At 73.0% G+C, this 16,524-nt stretch carries 14 protein-coding genes; 10 read left to right on the top strand and 4 right to left on the bottom strand.

The window, feature by feature from the left end; genetic code table 11:
- Nucleotides 1-704: 704 nt before the first annotated feature.
- The 9 genes from KKR01S_RS08305 to xerD all read left to right on the top strand — a co-directional run bounded on the left by KKR01S_RS08305 (nt 705) and on the right by xerD (nt 9,986).
- Complete coding sequence (locus KKR01S_RS08305) at nt 705-1,838, top strand: hypothetical protein (protein WP_129358149.1); 1,134 nt, start codon at nt 705-707, stop codon at nt 1,836-1,838.
- Nucleotides 1,835-2,824: an HAD-IIA family hydrolase gene (locus KKR01S_RS08300; protein ID WP_055684705.1), complete on the top strand. Its 990-nt coding sequence runs from the start codon at nt 1,835-1,837 to the stop codon at nt 2,822-2,824. The genes KKR01S_RS08305 and KKR01S_RS08300 overlap by 4 nt, the downstream gene beginning before the upstream one ends.
- A complete protein-coding gene (locus KKR01S_RS08295; RefSeq protein ID WP_151196692.1) occupies nt 2,821-3,081 on the top strand; it encodes a hypothetical protein in 261 nt (86 codons plus the stop codon). The genes KKR01S_RS08300 and KKR01S_RS08295 overlap by 4 nt, the downstream gene beginning before the upstream one ends.
- Entirely contained in the window at nt 3,078-3,842 is a 765-nt protein-coding gene (locus KKR01S_RS08290; protein ID WP_061225748.1) for a TlyA family RNA methyltransferase, read from the top strand. The genes KKR01S_RS08295 and KKR01S_RS08290 overlap by 4 nt, the downstream gene beginning before the upstream one ends.
- A gap of 75 nt (nt 3,843-3,917) precedes the next feature.
- Complete coding sequence (locus tag KKR01S_RS08285) at nt 3,918-4,868, top strand: NAD kinase (RefSeq protein ID WP_055684702.1); 951 nt, start codon at nt 3,918-3,920, stop codon at nt 4,866-4,868.
- Entirely contained in the window at nt 4,865-6,607 is a 1,743-nt protein-coding gene (gene recN / locus KKR01S_RS08280) for a DNA repair protein RecN (protein ID WP_061225747.1), read from the top strand. Before KKR01S_RS08285 ends, recN begins: the two co-directional genes overlap by 4 nt.
- Nucleotides 6,608-6,637: 30 nt before the next feature.
- On the top strand, nt 6,638-8,329 hold the full coding sequence (gene pyrG / locus KKR01S_RS08275) for a CTP synthase (RefSeq protein WP_061225746.1): 1,692 nt from the start codon (nt 6,638-6,640) through the stop codon (nt 8,327-8,329).
- The gene (locus KKR01S_RS08270; protein ID WP_081101654.1) at nt 8,326-9,006 is read left to right on the top strand and encodes an NUDIX domain-containing protein; all 681 of its coding nucleotides are present in this window, start codon (nt 8,326-8,328) and stop codon (nt 9,004-9,006) included. Before pyrG ends, KKR01S_RS08270 begins: the two co-directional genes overlap by 4 nt.
- A complete protein-coding gene (xerD, locus tag KKR01S_RS08265; RefSeq protein WP_055684699.1) occupies nt 9,003-9,986 on the top strand; it encodes a site-specific tyrosine recombinase XerD in 984 nt (327 codons plus the stop codon). Before KKR01S_RS08270 ends, xerD begins: the two co-directional genes overlap by 4 nt.
- A gap of 3 nt (nt 9,987-9,989) precedes the next feature.
- Here the strand turns inward: xerD and KKR01S_RS08260 are convergent, their stop codons facing one another.
- Genes KKR01S_RS08260 through KKR01S_RS08245 form a run of 4 tightly spaced genes read right to left on the bottom strand, consistent with a single transcriptional unit; the run spans nt 9,990 to nt 14,323 of the window.
- Nucleotides 9,990-11,129, bottom strand: a complete 1,140-nt coding sequence (locus KKR01S_RS08260) for a bifunctional 2-methylcitrate synthase/citrate synthase (RefSeq protein WP_061225745.1) — start codon at nt 11,127-11,129, stop codon at nt 9,990-9,992.
- 43 nt (nt 11,130-11,172) lie between these two features.
- The gene (gene prpB / locus KKR01S_RS08255) at nt 11,173-12,084 is read right to left on the bottom strand and encodes a methylisocitrate lyase (RefSeq protein WP_055684697.1); all 912 of its coding nucleotides are present in this window, start codon (nt 12,082-12,084) and stop codon (nt 11,173-11,175) included.
- Nucleotides 12,084-13,604 carry an MmgE/PrpD family protein gene (locus KKR01S_RS08250; protein WP_055684696.1) on the bottom strand — a complete coding sequence of 507 codons (1,521 nt, stop codon included), beginning with the start codon at nt 13,602-13,604 and terminating at the stop codon, nt 12,084-12,086. Before KKR01S_RS08250 ends, prpB begins: the two co-directional genes overlap by 1 nt.
- Nucleotides 13,601-14,323 carry a GntR family transcriptional regulator gene (locus tag KKR01S_RS08245; protein ID WP_081101653.1) on the bottom strand — a complete coding sequence of 241 codons (723 nt, stop codon included), beginning with the start codon at nt 14,321-14,323 and terminating at the stop codon, nt 13,601-13,603. The genes KKR01S_RS08250 and KKR01S_RS08245 overlap by 4 nt, the downstream gene beginning before the upstream one ends.
- A gap of 178 nt (nt 14,324-14,501) precedes the next feature.
- On the opposite strand from KKR01S_RS08245, the gene KKR01S_RS08240 reads away from it, so the two are divergent.
- On the top strand, nt 14,502-16,421 hold the full coding sequence (locus KKR01S_RS08240; protein ID WP_061225744.1) for an AMP-binding protein: 1,920 nt from the start codon (nt 14,502-14,504) through the stop codon (nt 16,419-16,421).
- Nucleotides 16,422-16,524 lie beyond the last annotated feature (103 nt).

Below are 16,524 nucleotides of genomic sequence, written 5' to 3'. Positions count from 1 at the left end.
TTGAGGCCCCCTTTTTTTCGTGCCCAGGACCCTTCCCGACCCTCCGGGGCAGCGCACCCACAGGCCCGTGCTGCTCCGTGCCCGCACTCGGCCGTCAGGTTCCCGCACACCGGTGGCGATGCACCGGTGTCCGGTTCCGTAGACTGGTGGCGAGCAGCGACGCGGTCGGCCTGAGCCGTGGGATCCCCCGTGGTCCCGGTGGCCGGACCGCGTCGAGAGAACGTGAGCAGAAGGAGCACAGCGTGGCTGAAGACCGTCCGCACGAAGGGCATCGGTCGGGGGACCGGAGGCGCGATCGCCCCAGCGGTGCCTCCGATCGAGGGCGGGGCCGCTCCGGTTCCCCGCGCTGGGGCCGCGACGAGAGCCGCTCCGACGGTCGTCGCGGCTCCGCCGGTGCAGGCCGTGGCTCCTTTGATCGTCGCCGCGGGTCCGGTCGGTTCGAGGACCGGGGGGATCGCCCCCGGCAGGATCGCCGGGATGAGCGCTTCGGCCAGGACCGTCGTCGCGATGACGGTCCGCGTCAGGATCGCGATCGTCAGGACCGTCCCCGTCAGGACCGGGATCGCCGCGGGCCTGCGTCCCGGCTCGGCGGCGAGTTCCGCGGGGGATCCCGCCCGCAGTCCTGGCAGGACCGGCGGGGCGAGGACGCCGAGCGCAACCCGCGGGGCCAGTTCGACCGGCGTCGGGAGCAGCGTCGGGAGGATGTGCGCAGCGGCTACCGGCCCTCGCGCGGACCCGCCCCGGAGATCGACGAGGAGGTCACCGGCAAGGAGCTGGACAAGTCCGTGCAGCGGGAGCTGCGGGTGCTCGAGCCGGACAACGCGGAGGTGGTCTCCCGGCACCTGGTGATGACCAGCCTGTACCTGGACGTGGACCCGGACTTCGCCCTCGAGCACGCCCAGGCCGCCGTCGCCCGGGCCGGACGGGTTGCCGCGGTGCGCGAGGCCGCCGGCGTCGCCGCCTATGCCGCGGAGGACTGGGAGACCGCCCTGCGCGAGCTGCGCACCCACCGGCGCATGACCGGATCCCACGAGCACCTGCCGCTGATCGTCGACGCGCAGCGGGCTCTGGGCCGCACCGCGAAGGCCCTGGAGGAGGCCCGGGACGAGGAGGCCCTGGAGGGTCTGAGCGCCGAGCAGAAGGCCGAGCTGGCCATGGTGGTCTCCGGGATCCACCAGGACGCGGGAGACCTCGAGGCCGCCCGGCGCGCCCTGGAGATCCCCGAGCTGAACCCCCGCCGCGCCTTCTCCTACAGCCCGCGCCTGTACTCCGCCTACGCGGACGTGCTCGAGGCGCTGGGCCGGGAGGCGGAGGCCGCCCGGTGGTCCCGGCTGGCCGCCGTCGCCGAAGCCGCCCTGGGGCAGGGACAGTTCGCGGAACCGGAGATCTACGACATCGACGTGCTGCCGGATGAGCAGCCCGAGGACGAGGAGGGAATCGAGATGGCCGAACAGGAGCCCACCCCCGAGGAGATGGAGGAGGCCGCCGCCCAGCGCCGCCGCGCCGAGGCCGAGACCGGCGATGACGAGCGCCTCGCGGCCGTCGCCGAGGACCGCACCGGCTTCGGCGGCGCGCTCGAGGACGTCGAACCGGACGTGGAGCGCACCGGCGAGGAGGAGCTGCGCACCGAGCTGGGCGACGTCGTGGAGAAGACCGACCTGGAGGATGAGGATCCCGGGGACCCCGAGGCCACCGACGAGACCGAGATCGAAGGCGACGTGGTCACCGAGGACGTCGCCGATGACGACGCCGCCACGACCGGCGGGATGCCGCCGGAGCTGCGGGAGGTCGAGGAGGACATCGCCCGGGACAACGCGGGGGACGCCGGGCGCGCATGAGCCACCTGCTCGCATCCTTCGACGCGATCCTCTCCGACCTGGACGGGGTGGTCTACGCAGGCCCCGATCCCATCCCGGGGGCCGTGCCCGCGCTGAACCGCGCCCAGCGGGAAGGTGTCGCGGTGGCGTACGTGACCAACAACGCCTCGCGCTCCGTGGGCACCGTGGCCGAGCACCTGAACGTCCTGGGTCTGCACACCGACGCCGAGCACGTGGTCAGCTCCGCGCAGGCCGCCGCCCGGCTGGCGGCCGACCGGCTCGGCGCGGGCGCGCCCGTGCAGATCTGCGGGGCCGAGGCTCTGGCCGACTGCGCCCGGGACGCCGGACTGCGCGTCGTCGCGCCGGGGGAGGAGCCCCGGGCCGTGCTGCAGGGCTTCGAGCCGACGCTGCGCTGGCAGGACCTGGCCGAGGCCGCCTACACCCTGGCCGACGAGCAGGTGCTGTGGATCGCCTCCAACACGGATCTGACCATCCCCAAGGAGCGGGGCATCGCCCCCGGCAACGGCACCCTCGTGCGGGCCGTGGCCACCGCCACCCGGCGGGAGCCCCTCGTGGCGGGCAAACCCGGCGCGGCGATCTTCCACACCATCGTCGAGCGGCTGGACGTGCGTCGGCCGCTGGTGGTCGGGGACCGACTGGACACGGACATCCTCGGGGCGCACCGGGCGGACCTGCCCAGCGCCGCCGTCATGACCGGGGTGCAGACCTGGGAGGACGTGCTGCGCGCCCCGGCGGACCAGCGACCGGACCACCTGCTGGCCGACCTGGGCGAGCTGTTCGAGGACTACGCCGCCCCGCGGGTGAACGCGGACGGCGGTGAGGCCCGCGCCGAGCTGCACGGGATCACCGCCCAGGCCGACGCCGCCGGCGTCACCGTGCGCGGGGATGGCCCGGAGGTCCTGCGCTGGCGGGTCGCCTGCGCCGCCTGGTGGGCCGTGCATCCCCGGGCCGAGGAGCCGACGGAGCCCGAGCTGCGATGGCGGTGAGTCCGGAGCCGACGGGGGACCCGCGGGCCGAGGAGGCGTCGCGGGTGGTGCAGGAGGCGGCGCGGCGGCTGGCCGAACACGGCTCCGCCGAGGAGCTGGAGGCCCTGCTGCAGCGCTTCGACGCCGTCCCGGTGGCCGAGCACGCCGCCCTGTACGACCAGCTGCATCGGGCCCTGCGGACCCGCCTGGACGCCGAGCCCAGCCCCGCGCCGGCGGCACCGGGAGAGGCCCGCGTCGACCCGGAGACGCGCGGATGAGGCTGGACCGGCATCTGGTGCACGCGGGTCTGGCCCCCTCGCGCACCGCGGCCGCCCGGCTGATCCGGGAGGGGCGGGTCCTGGTCCACCACCGGGAGGTTCGCAAGCCCGCCCTCGACGTCGCCGCGGAGGTGCCCGTGCGCATCCTGCCGGGCCCGGGGGCGGACTGGGTCTCGCGGGCCGGACACAAGCTCGACGGCGCGCTGCGGGCCTTCCCCGACGTCGTCGTGGCCGGGCGGCGCTGCCTGGACGCCGGGGCCTCCACCGGCGGGTTCACCCAGGTGCTGCTGCACCGCGGGGCCGCCCGGGTGGTCGCGGTCGACGTCGGCCACGACCAGCTGCACCCCAGCCTGCGCGCCGATCCCCGGGTGCAGGTGCACGAGGGGCTGAACGTGCGCCACCTGGACCCGGAGGCGATCGGCGGGCCCGTGCAGCTGACCGTGGGGGATCTCTCCTTCATCTCCCTGACCCTCGTCCTGCCCGCGCTGCGCGCCGCGACCGCCCCCGGCGGGGAGCTGGTGCTCATGGTCAAGCCGCAGTTCGAGGTCGGCCGCTCCGGGCTGGACAAGCATGGCGTGGTCCGCGACGAGGCGACCCGGCAGGCCGGCATCCGCGCCGTCCTCGAGGCCGCCGCCGACCTCGGCCTGCAGATCCGGGCCGCGGCGGATTCCGCCCTGCCCGGCCAGGACGGCAACCGCGAGCACTTCCTGCACCTGCACCGCCCGACGGGAAACCTCGGATCTGTCAGTCCCCTCGCCTAGGCTGGGATCCGGTGCGCCGCGCACCCCGACCCCGCCCGACGCCGCCCGCGATCCTCCCCGAAGGAGCAAGGCCCCATGACCCGCAAGATCCTCCTGTTCGCCCACACGGGGCGACCCGAAGCCACGGCGGCCGCGACCCAAGCCTGCGACCGGCTGCTGGCGGCCGGGCTGACGCCCGTCATGGGTCGCGGGGACCTCGAGACGATCTTCGGCGCCCCGCACTGCCCCGGGATCGAGGTCATCCACGAGTCCGTGGCCCTGAACGACGTCGAGCTCGGGGTGGTGCTGGGCGGGGACGGGTCCATCCTGCGCGCGGCGGAGATGATGCGCCACACCGACATCCCGCTGATCGGGGTGAACTTGGGCCACGTGGGCTTCCTGGCCGAATCCGAGCGCACGGACCTGGATGAGACCGTGGACCACATCGTCAACCGCACCTACACGGTCGAGGAGCGGATGGCCATCGACGTGCAGGTGTGGAGCGAACGGCGGGTGCTGCACCACGACTGGGCCCTGAACGAGGCCTCGGTGGAGAAGGGCAACCGGGAGAAGATGGTCGAGGTGGTCATCGAGGTGGACGGGCGCCCGCTGAGCAGCTTCGGCTGCGACGGCGTCGTGATGGCCACCCCCACCGGGTCCACGGCCTACGCCTTCTCCGGGGGCGGGCCGGTGGTGTGGCCCGAGGTCGCGGCGATGCTGCTGGTGCCGTTGAGCGCCCACGCCCTGTTCTCCCGGCCCCTGGTGGCCGCGCCCGCCTCGACCATGGCCGTGGAGCTGCTGCCGACCAACGGGCACTACGGCGTGCTGTGGTGCGACGGGCGCCGCAGCGCGGACCTGCCGCCCGGCGCGCGCATCGAGGTGCGCCGCTCCGGCAAGCCGGTGCGCCTGGCCCGCATCCACCCCGCCCCGTTCTCGGAGCGGCTGGTGAAGAAGTTCCAGCTGCCCACCCGCGGGTGGCGCGGCCCCGTCGTGGAGGGCGAGCCCGCCCCCGCCCCCGAGCCTGGGAAGGAGAACCGCAGCGCATGATCGAGGAGATCAACATCCGTGACCTCGGGGTCATCACCGGGGCCACCCTGCCCTTGGGCCCCGGGCTGACCGTGCTCACCGGGGAGACCGGAGCCGGCAAGACCATGGTCGTCACCGCCCTGGGCATGCTGCTCGGCGCCCGCTCCGATGCCGGCGCGGTGCGCGCCGGGGCCCGCTCCGCCCTGGCCCAGGCCGTGGTGCGCCTGCCCGAGGGCCACCCGGCCGTGGAGATGGCCGAGGAGGCCGGCGGCGAGGCCGTGCGGGTCGAGGACGGCACCGAGCTGCCCCAGGAGCTGATCCTCTCCCGCACGGTCAGCGCCTCGGGGCGCTCCCGGGCTACCGTCGGCGGGGCGGCCGCGCCCATCGGGACCCTGGCCGCCCTGGGGCAGACCCTCGTGGCCGTGCACGGGCAGACCGATCAGCTGCGGCTGAAGTCCGCCGCGGCCCAGCGTCGGGCCGTGGACGCCTACGCCGGGGAGGAGCTCGCGGACCTGCTGGACCGGTACCGCGCGCACTACGCCGAGTACCGGGAGGCCGCCCAGGAGCTGCGCGAGGTCCGGGAGAACTCCCGGGCCCGGGCCTTCGAGGCCCAGTCCCTGGCCGCGGCGCTGAAGGAGATCGACGACGTGCGCCCGCAGGTGGGGGAGGAGGAGTCCCTGGACGCGGAATCCGCGCGGCTGACCAACGTCGAGCAGCTGCGCACCGCCGCGCGCACGGCCCAGTCCGCGCTGGTCGGTGGTGCGGACCTGGAGGCGAGCACGGTCTCGGTCCTGCTGGATCACGCCCACTGCGCCCTGCTGCAGGAGGCCGAGGAGGACGAGGCCCTGGCCGGGCTGGCCGGGCGGGTCCGGGAGCTGATGATCCAGGCCGCGGACATCGGGGAGGAGCTCTCCGGCTACCTCTCCGATCTGGAGACCGAGGGCCCCGGGCGCCTGGCGCAGGTGGAATCCCGCCGGGCCGCCCTGAAGAAGCTGACCCGCAAGTACGGCGCGGACATCACCGAGGTGCTGGACTGGGCCGCGGCCAGCCGCAACCGCCTGCAGGCCCTGGAGGACGACCCCTCGCGGGCCGAAGCCCTGGAGGAGCAGCTGCGCGGACTGCGCGGTCGCCTGCAGGAGGAGGCCGACCGGCTGCGGGCACTGCGCGAGGAGTCGGGCCGCCGGCTCAGCGCCGTCGTCTCCGAGGAACTCTCCGCCCTGGCGATGCCCAACGCCCGTCTGGTCGTTCAGGTGGAGGAGACCGAGAAGTTCGGGCCCGAGGGCAAGGACGCGGTGAGCCTCATGCTCGCCCCGCACCGCGACGCCGTCCCGCGCCCGCTGGGCAAGGGCGCCTCCGGCGGCGAGCTGTCCCGGGTGATGCTCGCCCTGGAGGTGGTGCTGGCCGAGGTGGACCCGGTGCCGACCTTCATCTTCGACGAGGTCGACGCCGGGGTGGGCGGGAAGGCCGCCGTGGAGATCGGCCGGCGCCTGGCGATGCTGGCCCGGCGCGTGCAGGTCCTGGTGGTCACCCACCTGCCGCAGGTCGCCGCCCACGCGGACCGGCATGTGCTGGTCCTGAAGTCCGAGGACGCCACGGTCTCCGAGGTGCGGGTGCTGGATCCGGGCGAGCGCGTCGTCGAGCTGGCGCGGATGCTGGCCGGGCACGAGGACTCCGCCGCGGCCCGCCAGCACGCCGCGGAGCTGCTGGCCGACGCCGGCCAGGCGGCCCCGCAGCCCGCCGCCGAGCACCCCGGCACATGAGATCTGCGCCACCTTCGCCCCTGACCCCGCATGATAGGCTCGAGACCCGTGGTGAATGAATCCAAGACAGCGTCGGCACAGCACAGCACGGACCGGAAGATCACCCGGCAGATCTTCGTCACGGGGGGTGTGGCCTCCTCCCTCGGCAAGGGGCTGACCGCCTCCAGCCTCGGGCGCCTGCTGCGCTCGCGCGGGCTGTCCGTGACCATGCAGAAGCTGGATCCCTACCTCAACGTGGATCCCGGCACCATGAACCCCTTCCAGCACGGCGAGGTCTTCGTCACCGACGACGGCGCCGAGACGGACCTGGACATCGGCCACTACGAGCGCTTCCTGGACGAGAACCTCGACGCCTCGGCCAACGTGACCACCGGCCAGGTCTACTCCACCGTGATCGCCAAGGAGCGGCGCGGGGAGTACCTGGGGGACACCGTGCAGGTCATCCCGCACATCACCGATGAGATCAAGGCGCGCATGCGCCGCCGGGCCACCGGCGAGCCCGACGCCCCGGACATCATCATCACCGAGATCGGCGGCACCGTCGGGGACATCGAATCCCAGCCCTTCCTGGAGGCCGCCCGCCAGGTGCGCCGCGACGTCGGGCGGCGCCACGTGTTCTTCCTGCACGTCTCCCTGATCCCCTACATCGGGCCCTCCGGGGAGATGAAGACCAAGCCCACTCAGCACTCCGTGGCGGCCCTGCGCGGGCTCGGGATCATCCCGGACGCCCTGGTGCTGCGCTCGGCCAAGGAGGTCTCCGAGAGCCTCAAGGCCAAGGTCGGCAGCGCATGCGATGTGGACACCGAGGCCGTCATCGCCTGCCCGGATGCCCCGAGCATCTACGACATCCCCAAGACCCTGTACCGGCAGGGCCTGGACGCCTACATCCTGGACTACCTGGGCCTGGACTACCAGCCCGCGGACTTCACCGAGTGGGACAAGCTGCTGCGCACCGTGCACCAGCCCTCGCACGAGGTCACGGTGGGGCTGGTCGGCAAGTACATCGACCTGCCGGACGCCTACCTGTCCGTCTCCGAGGCGCTGCGCGCCGGCGGCTTCGCCAACGACGCCAAGGTGAGCATCAAGTGGATCGCCTCGGACCTGTGCCAGGATCCCGAGGGTGCGGCCCGGCAGCTGGCGGACGTGGACGCGATCTGCGTGCCCGGCGGCTTCGGGATCCGCGGCCTGGAGGGCAAGCTCGGCACCCTGCGCTACGCCCGGGAGCACCGCATCCCGACCCTGGGGCTGTGCCTGGGCCTGCAGTGCATGGTCATGGAGTACGCCCGCAGCGTCGTCGGCCTGCCGGAGGCCTCCTCCACCGAGTTCGACCCGGAGACCTCCACCCCGATCATCGCCACGATGGAGGAGCAGAAGCAGTTCGTGGACGGCGCGGGGGACCTGGGCGGCACGATGCGCCTGGGCCTGTACGACGCCAAGCTCACCGAGGGCTCCGTGGTGGCCGGCGCGTACGGGGCCACCGAGGTCAAGGAGCGCCACCGGCACCGCTACGAGGTCAACAACGCCTACCGCGAGCAGCTGGAGGAGGCCGGCCTGGTGATCTCCGGGACCTCCCCGGACGGCTCACTGGTGGAGTTCGTGGAGCTGCCCGCCGAGGTGCACCCCTACTACGTCTCCACGCAGGCCCACCCGGAGCTGCTGTCCCGGCCCACCCGCTCCCACCCCCTGTTCCGCGGGCTGATCGCCGCGGCGCTGGCCCGATGACGACGTCGGAGCGCCGGGGCGGGCAGGCGCGGGAGCCGCTGGCGGACCGGATCTGCCCGATCGAGCCCGAAGAGCAGCGGGAGATCTTCTCCGGGAAGGTCTTCGACGTCGTGGAGGAGGGCTTCCGGCTGGAGCCGGACGGCGCGATGATCCGCCGCGAGTTCCTGCGCCACCCGGGGGCCGTGGCGATCGCCGCGCTGAACGAGGAGCAGGAGATCCTGCTGATCAGCCAGTACCGCCACCCCGCCGGCATGCGGATGTGGGAGATCCCGGCGGGGCTGCTGGACGTCGCGGGGGAGGCCCCCGTGGACGCCGCGCGCCGGGAGCTGCGCGAGGAGGCGGATCTGACCGCCGCCCGCTGGGACACCCTGCTGGAGTTCCAGAACACCCCCGGCGCCTCGAACGAGGCCACCCGGATCTTCCTGGCCCGCGGCATCGACCCGGTGCCCGAGGCCGAGCGCTTCACCCGCGAGGAGGAGGAAGCGCAGATCATCACCCGCTGGGTGCCCATCGAGGAGGCCGCGACGGCCGTGCTGGGCTCGCGTCTGCACTCCCCGTCCGCGGTCAACGCGATCCTCGCCGTGTGGGCGGGGCTGCGCCGGGACTTCGCGGATCTGCGTCCGGCCGAGGCCGCGTGGCCGGCGCACCCGGGGTTCCGGGAGGACGACGCGGCGTGAGCCGCCCACACGCCGCGCCGGCCGTCGCCCAGGCCCCAGAGCTGAACGACGGCCTGCGGCGGTACCTGCAGCACCTGGAGATCGAGCGCGGCCTGGCCGCGAACACCCTCGCCTCCTACCGCCGGGACCTCGGGCGCTACCTGGCCTTCCTCGCCGACCGGCGCGGCGTGCGCGCCCCCGGCGAGGTCGTCACCGAGGACGTGCAGGAGTTTCTGCGCCACCTGTCCCGCCCGCGCGCCGAGGGCGGGCGGGGGCTGTCCGCGCGCAGCGCGGCCCGCGCCGTCGTCGCGGTGCGCGGGATGCACCGGTTCTGGACCCTGGAGGGGATCACCCCCGCGGACCCCGCGGAGGCCGTGGCCCCGCCGCGCCCGGGACAGCGCCTGCCCAAGGCCCTGCCGGTGCAGACCGTGGCCCGGATCCTGGAGGCCCCGGATCGGCAGACCCCCGCCGGGCTGCGCGATGCGGCCTTACTGGAGTTCCTGTACTCCACCGGCGCGCGCATCTCCGAGGCCGTCGGGGTCGACCGGGATGACCTCTCCGCCCCGACGCCGCCCGGTCAGGAGCACGCCACGGGCGTGGTGCGCCTGTTCGGCAAGGGCGGCCGGGAGCGGATCGTGCCGGTCGGCTCCTACGCGCGCGAGGCCGTCTCCGCCTACCTCGTGCGATCCCGGCCCCTGCTGGCCGCCCACGGCCGCGGCACCCCGGCGCTGTTCCTCAACGCCCGGGGGGGGCGCCTGACCCGCCAGGGGGCGTGGCTGGTGCTGAAGAAGGCCGCCGAGCGGGCGCAGATCACCCAGGAGGTCTCCCCGCACTCCCTGCGCCACTCCTTCGCGACCCACCTCCTGGAAGGCGGGGCGGACATCCGCGTGGTCCAGGAGCTGCTGGGCCACGCCTCCCTGACCACCACGCAGATCTACACCAAGGTCACCGCGGACACGCTGCGGGAGGTCTTCCTCTCGGCCCATCCGCGGGCGGTGTGAGACTCACTCGGGCAGATGCCGCTCACCTGGCCCGTCGTAGGCGGACAGCGGGCGGATCAGCGAGTTGTGGGCCAGCTGCTCCATGATGTGCGCGGTCCACCCCGTGACCCGGGCGGCCACGAACAGCGGCGTGAAGGTCGGGGTGTCGAAGCCCATCAGGTGATAGGTCGGCCCGGCCGGGTAGTCCAGGTTCGGCTGGATGCCCTTGGCCTCGTCCATGGACTTCGCCAGACCCTTGTACAGCCCCATCATCTCGCCGCGGTCGACGTGTTCGATCATGTCGAACAGCGCCGCCTGCATGGTCGGGACGCGGGAGTCGCCGTTCTTGTACACCCGGTGCCCGAAGCCCATGACCTTCCTCTTCTGCCCCAGGGCCGCGTCCATCCACTCCTTCGCGCGCCGCTCGGCGTCGGCCTCGGACTCATCCTCCCGGATGCCGATCTCGTCGAAGGTGTGCATCACGGCCTCATTGGCCCCGCCGTGCAGCGGACCTTTCAGCGCGCCGATCGCCCCGGTCACCGCCGAATACAGGTCCGACAGGGAGGAGGCGATGGTGCGGGCGGTGAAGGTCGAGCAGTTGAAGGAGTGCTCGGCGTACAGGACCATCGAGACGCTGAAGGCTTGCTTCACCTCGGGGGCCGGGACCTCCCCGAAGGTCATGTGCAGGAAGTTCTCGCACCAGTCCAGGTCCTCCCGGGGCTGGATCAGCTCCTGGCCCCGACGGCGCCGCTGATCGTAGGCCACCACCGCGGGCAGGGCCGAGAACAGCTTCTTCGCCTTGAGCAGGTTCGCCGCGGGGGAGTCGTCCTCGGCGGCCGGATCCTGGGCCCCGAGCACGGAGACGGCGGTGCGGCACACGTCCATCGGGTGGCAGGCGGTCGGCAGCGCGTCGATGACGGTCTTGAGGGAGCTGTCCATCGCCCGGTGGGCGGCGTCGAACTCCCGGAACTCGGAAAGCTCCCGCTCGGTGGGCAGCTCGCCGTTCCACAGCAGCAGGGCCACCTCCTCGAAGGAGCAGCGCGCGGCCAGCTCCTGCACCGGGTAGCCGCGGTAGAGCAGGGAGTTGGTCTCGGGGTTGACCTTGGAGATCGCCGTCGTGTCGGCGACGACCCCGGCCAGGCCCTTGCGGATCTCTTCGGACATGGGGATCACTCCTTCGTGATGATGGGCGAGGTCGACCGGGGGCTCAGCCCCGGAAGCGGTCGGGGACCTCGAAGTCGAAGATCCCGGAGTCGAACCGGCCGTAGCCGGCGTAGTCCACGAGCTCGTAGAGGCGCTGGCGGGTGAGCATCTGATCCACCGCGGCCTCCTGGGTGCCCTCTGCGGCGATGGTCTCCAGGACCCGCTCCATCGCCCCCAGGGAGGCGCGCAGCAGGGTCACCGGGTAGATGATCAGGTTCACTCCGGCCGCGGCGAGCTCATCCTTCGTGTAGAGCTGGGAGCGGCCGAACTCCGTCATGTTGGCCAGGATCGGGACGTCGACGGCGGCGCGCACCATCTCGAACTCCTCGAGCGAGGTCATCGCCTCGGGGAAGATGGCATCCGCCCCGGCCTCGACGAGCCGGCGCATCCGAGCGATCGCGGCCTCCAGCCCCTCCACCCCGCGCAGGTCGGTGCGCGCCATGATCAGGAAGTTCTCATCGCGACGGGCCTGCGCTGCGGCCGCGATGCGCTGCAGGGCGGTCTGCTCGTCGACGACGTTCTTGTTCTCCAGGTGCCCGCAGCGCTTGGGGTTGACCTGGTCCTCGATGTGGCACCCGGCCAGTCCGGCGTCTTCGAGCTCCTGGACGGTGCGGGCGACGTTCATCGGCTCGCCGAAGCCGGTGTCGGCGTCGACGATGGCCGGCAGATCCGTCATCCGGGCGATCTGCCCGGCCCGGGTGGCGACCTCCGAGAGGGTGGTCAGCCCGATATCGGGGAAGCCCAGCTCATTGGCCAGCACGGCCCCGGAGATGTAGACGCCGTCGTAGCCCTTCTCCTGGATCAGCTTGGCCGAGATCGGGGTGTAGGCCCCCGGGAACTGGCGGACCGTCCCGGAAGCGAGCATCTCGCGCAGCGCGATCCGCTTCCGGGCGGCGGTGGTCTGGGGGTACAGCATCAGAACAGTCCCTTCGCTCCGGTCTCCAGCGGGATGTCCGCGGTGATGTTCAGTGCATCGAGTTCGCCGGCCGCGAGGTTCGGCAGCTCCTCGGCGGCCTGGATGAACCGCTCGAGCTCGGTCTCGGCCACGGAGCCCTCGGCGAGGGCGCGCAGCTTGGTCAGGTACTGCTCGCGGGCGAAGGGCCGGGCCCCCAGCGGGTGGGCGTCGGCCACCGCGATCTCCTCGACGAGCCGCGAGCCGTCCGCCAGCCGGATCTCGGCCCGGCCGCCGAAGGCCTTCTCCTGCGGATCGATGGAGTGGTAGCGGCGGGTCCACTCCGGGTCCTCCTCGGTGGTGACCTTGTGCCACAGCTCCACGGTGTCCGGTCGGGCCGCGCGCTCGGGGGCGTAGGAGCGGTTGTGCTCCCACTGCCCGTCCTGCAGGGCGACGGTGAAGATGTAGGGGATCGAGTGGTCGAGGGTCTCGCGGGAGGCCTGCGGGTCGTACTTCTGCGGATCCTTGGCCCCGGAGCCGATCACGTCGTGGGTGTGGTGGGAGGTGTGCAGCACGATCGACTCGACGTTCTGCGGGTCTGTCAGCTCGGGGTGCTCGCGGTGCAGCCTGCGGGCCAGGTCGATCCAGGCCTGGGCCTGGTACTCGGCGGAGTGCTCCTTGGTGTAGGTCTCCAGGATGCCGAGCTTGGGTTCCCCGGGGGCCGGCAGGGGGACCTCGTAGGAGGCGTCGGGGCCGTCCAGCAGCCAGGCGATCACCCCGTCCTCGCCCTCGTAGATCGGCACGGGGGAGGTCTGCCCGCGCATCGCCCGGTCCACGGCCTCGACCGCCATCTTCCCGGCGAAGGCCGGGGCGTGGGCCTTCCAGGTGGAGATCTCGCCCTTGCGGGACTGGCGGGTCGCGGTGGTGGTGTGCAGGGCCTGGCCGATCGCCTGGAAGATCGTCTCGGCGTCGAGGTCGAGCAGGGTTCCGATCCCTGCGGCCGCCGAGGGCCCCAGGTGGGCGACGTGGTCGATCTTGTGCCGGTGCAGGGAGATGGCCTTGACCAGGTCCACCTGGATCTCGTAGCCGGTGGCGATGCCGCGGATCAGGTCCCGGCCCGAGCGCCCGGCATGCTGGGCCACCGCGAGGATCGGCGGGATGTTGTCCCCGGGGTGGGAGTACTCGGCGGACAGGAAGGTGTCGTGGTAGTCCAGCTCCCGCACCGCGACCCCGTTGGCCCAGGCGGCCCACTCGGGGGAGACCCGGCAGGTGGCGGCGTCGACGCCGATCAGGGCCGCACCGGACCCGCCGGGGCCGGGGGCATGGGTCAGGGCCTGGTCGCGCGCGGAGACGATGGGGCCGCGGTTCAGCGAGGCGATGGCCACCGCGGCGTTGTCCAGGATCCGGTTGATGACCATCTCCTGGACCTCGGGGGTGACCTCGACCGGGTCGGTCGCGACCTTCGCGATCTTGTGGGCGAGCTGCTGCTCGCGGGGCAGGTTCTCCTCGCTGCGGTGCACGCGCACGGTGTGGGTGACGGTCACGGGTCAGTCCTTTCGATCTTCGGGGCGGCGGGGCCCAGAGGGTGGACGTCCACCGGGGTCGGTGCGGGTTGCTGGTGCTCGAGGCGGCGCACGGCCCGCAGGATGGCGCTCAGCGCCCGATCCAGGTGCACCAGGGTCGCGGCGCGGGCCAGCTCGGGATCCCCGGAGGCCACGGCGCGGGCGATCTGGGCGTGCTCGGCGGCCGCCGCGCGCAGGCGCGCCTCGTCCTTCCGGGACAGCCGGCGCACCCGCTGCAGGTGCGCTCGCAGCTGCTCCTGGGCGTGGCGCAGCCAGGCGCTGTCCGCGGCCTCGTCCAGGGCCTCGTCCAGCGAGGCCACCAGGGCGTAGTAGGCGCTGCGATCGGCGTCGTCCCCGGCCAGCGCGGCCCCCATCCGCTCCAGGCGCTCGGCCAGCCGGTCGAAGACCCGCGGATCCGCCCGCCGGGCCGCCAGGGCCGCGGTCTGGGTATCCAGGGCCTCGCGCAGCTCGAACATCTCGCGCACGCCGTCCGCGGAGACCTCGGCGACGACGACGCCGCGGCCCGGGCGGGGTGCGGCCAGTCCGTCCCCGAGCAGCCGGGAGACGGCCTCGCGCACGGGGGTGCGGGAGACGCCGAGCTGATCGGCCAGCTCGACCTCGCCGAGGATCGTCCCGGGAGGCCGGTGCCACCCGATGATCTCCTCGCGCAGGATCCCGTAGACCCGGTCCGATGCTCGCACCCGTCCCCTCCTCGCTGTCGCTGTGATGTGGATGACTCCATGTATACAGAACTTCTCCGGATGGGGCAACAACGGCAGTTCCCGTCGCTTCGAACGGATGTTGTGTATTCACTGCCCTTGTCAGCTATGGCGCAGAACACTATGTTGGTCTGCACAGCACGGAAGGAGACCCTGCGCCATGACCCCCACCTACCGCCGGACCTACGCCGAGAGCCTCGAGGATCCCGAGGGCTTCTGGCTGCGCGCGGCGCAGCTGATCGACTGGGAGCAGGCCCCCACCCGGGCCCTGGACGACTCCGCCGCCCCGCTGTACCGCTGGTTCCCCGATGCGACGCTGAACACCTGCTTCAACGCGGTGGACCGGCACGTGCGCGACGGGCGCGGGGACCAGGTGGCGATCCTGCACGACTCCCCGGTCACCGGCGCCCGCACCGAGATCACCTACGCCCGCCTCCAAGAGGAGGTCGCGGCCTTCGCCGGGGCGCTGGCCGCGGCCGGGGTGGGCACGGGGGACCGGGTGCTGATCTACCTGCCGATGATCCCCGCCGCCCCCGTGGCCATGCTCGCCTGCGCCCGGCTGGGCGCCGTGCACTCCGTCGTCTTCGGCGGCTTCGCCCCGGCGGAGCTGGCCAGCAGGATCGACGACTGCCGCCCGGTCGCCGTCGTCACCGCCACCGGCGGGATCGAGCCCACGCGGCGCATCGAGTACCTGCCGGCCGTGGAGGAGGCGCTGCGCCTGGCCGAGCACCCGCCGGGCGCGGTCTTCGTGCGCCACCGCGAGGGCTTCGCGACCACGCTGGCCGAGGTCGCGGCCCGGGCCGGGACCGACGGGCAGCCCGCCTGCGCCTGGCGGGACTGGGAGGAGGCCGCGGCCGCCGCCGAGCCCGCCGGATGCACCACCGTCCGAGCCACCGACCCGCTGTACATCCTCTACACCTCCGGGACCACCGGCGCCCCCAAGGGCGTCGTGCGCGACGCCGGCTCCCACGCGGTGGCCCTGCGCTGGTCCATGGAGGCGATCTACGACGTCGGACCGGGCCAGACGATGTTCACCGCCTCCGACGTCGGGTGGGTCGTCGGGCACAGCTACATCGTCTACGCGCCCCTGCTGACCGGGGCGACCACCGTGCTCTACGAGGGCAAGCCGGTGGGCACCCCCGACGCCGGCGCGTTCTGGCGGGTCGCGGCCCAGGCCCACGCGCGGGCCCTGTTCACCGCACCCACCGCGCTGCGCGCGATCCGCCGGGCCGACCCCGACGGCGAGCTGATCCGGGATTGCGACCTGTCCGACCTGCAGACCCTGTTCGTGGCGGGGGAGCGACTGGACCCGGAAACCCTCGGCTGGGCCGAGGAGGTCTTGGGCGTGCCGGTGATCGACAACTGGTGGCAGACCGAGACGGGCTGGCCCATCGCCGCGAATCCGCGCGGGCTGGAGCCCCTGCCGGTGAAATCCGGCTCCCCGACGGTGCCCGTGCCCGGGTACCGGGTGGAGGTCCTGGGACCGCTCGGCGAGCCCGTGCCCGCCGGGACCGAGGGCAACCTGGTGCTGCGCCTGCCCCTGCCACCGGGGTGCCTGCCGACCCTGTGGGGCGATGACCAGCGCTTCGTCTCCTCCTACCTGTCCGCCTTCGAGGGCTGCTACGCCACGGGGGACTCCGGCTACCTCGACGCGGACGGCTACGTCTACGTCATGGGACGCACGGACGACGTCATCAACGTCTCCGGGCACAGGCTGTCCACCGGGGCGATGGAGCAGGTCCTGGCCGCGCACCCCGCGGTGGCCGAGGCCGCGGTGATCGGGGTGGCCGATGAGCTCAAGGGGCAGCGGCCCTCCGGCTACGTGGTGCTGCGTCGGGACGCCGAGATCGAGGAGCGGCGGCTGGGCGAGGAGCTGGTGGCGATGATGCGCCAGCGCATCGGGGCGGTCGCCGACTTCAAGCACGTGCGGGTGGTCTCCGCGCTGCCCAAGACCCGCTCCGGCAAGATCCTCCGCAAGACGATGCGCCAGATCGCCGACGGCGAGGACTGCCGCGTGCCCTCCACCATCGAGGATCCGGCCGTGCTGGAGGACCTGGTGCCCGTGCTGCGCGGCTCCTGACGCCCTGCGACCCTGAAGGATCCCGCGTGTGATGCGGAGGACGCGATATGCATCATGACGGTATAGGATCGCCTGGCACACCATCTCATCCACCTGCGAGGAG

Origin of the sequence: Rothia kristinae NBRC 15354, assembly GCF_001570865.1 — a bacterium.
GTDB classification, from domain to species: Bacteria; Actinomycetota; Actinomycetes; order Actinomycetales; family Micrococcaceae; genus Rothia; species Rothia kristinae.
This window is presented reverse-complemented; position numbering and strand designations above follow the sequence as displayed.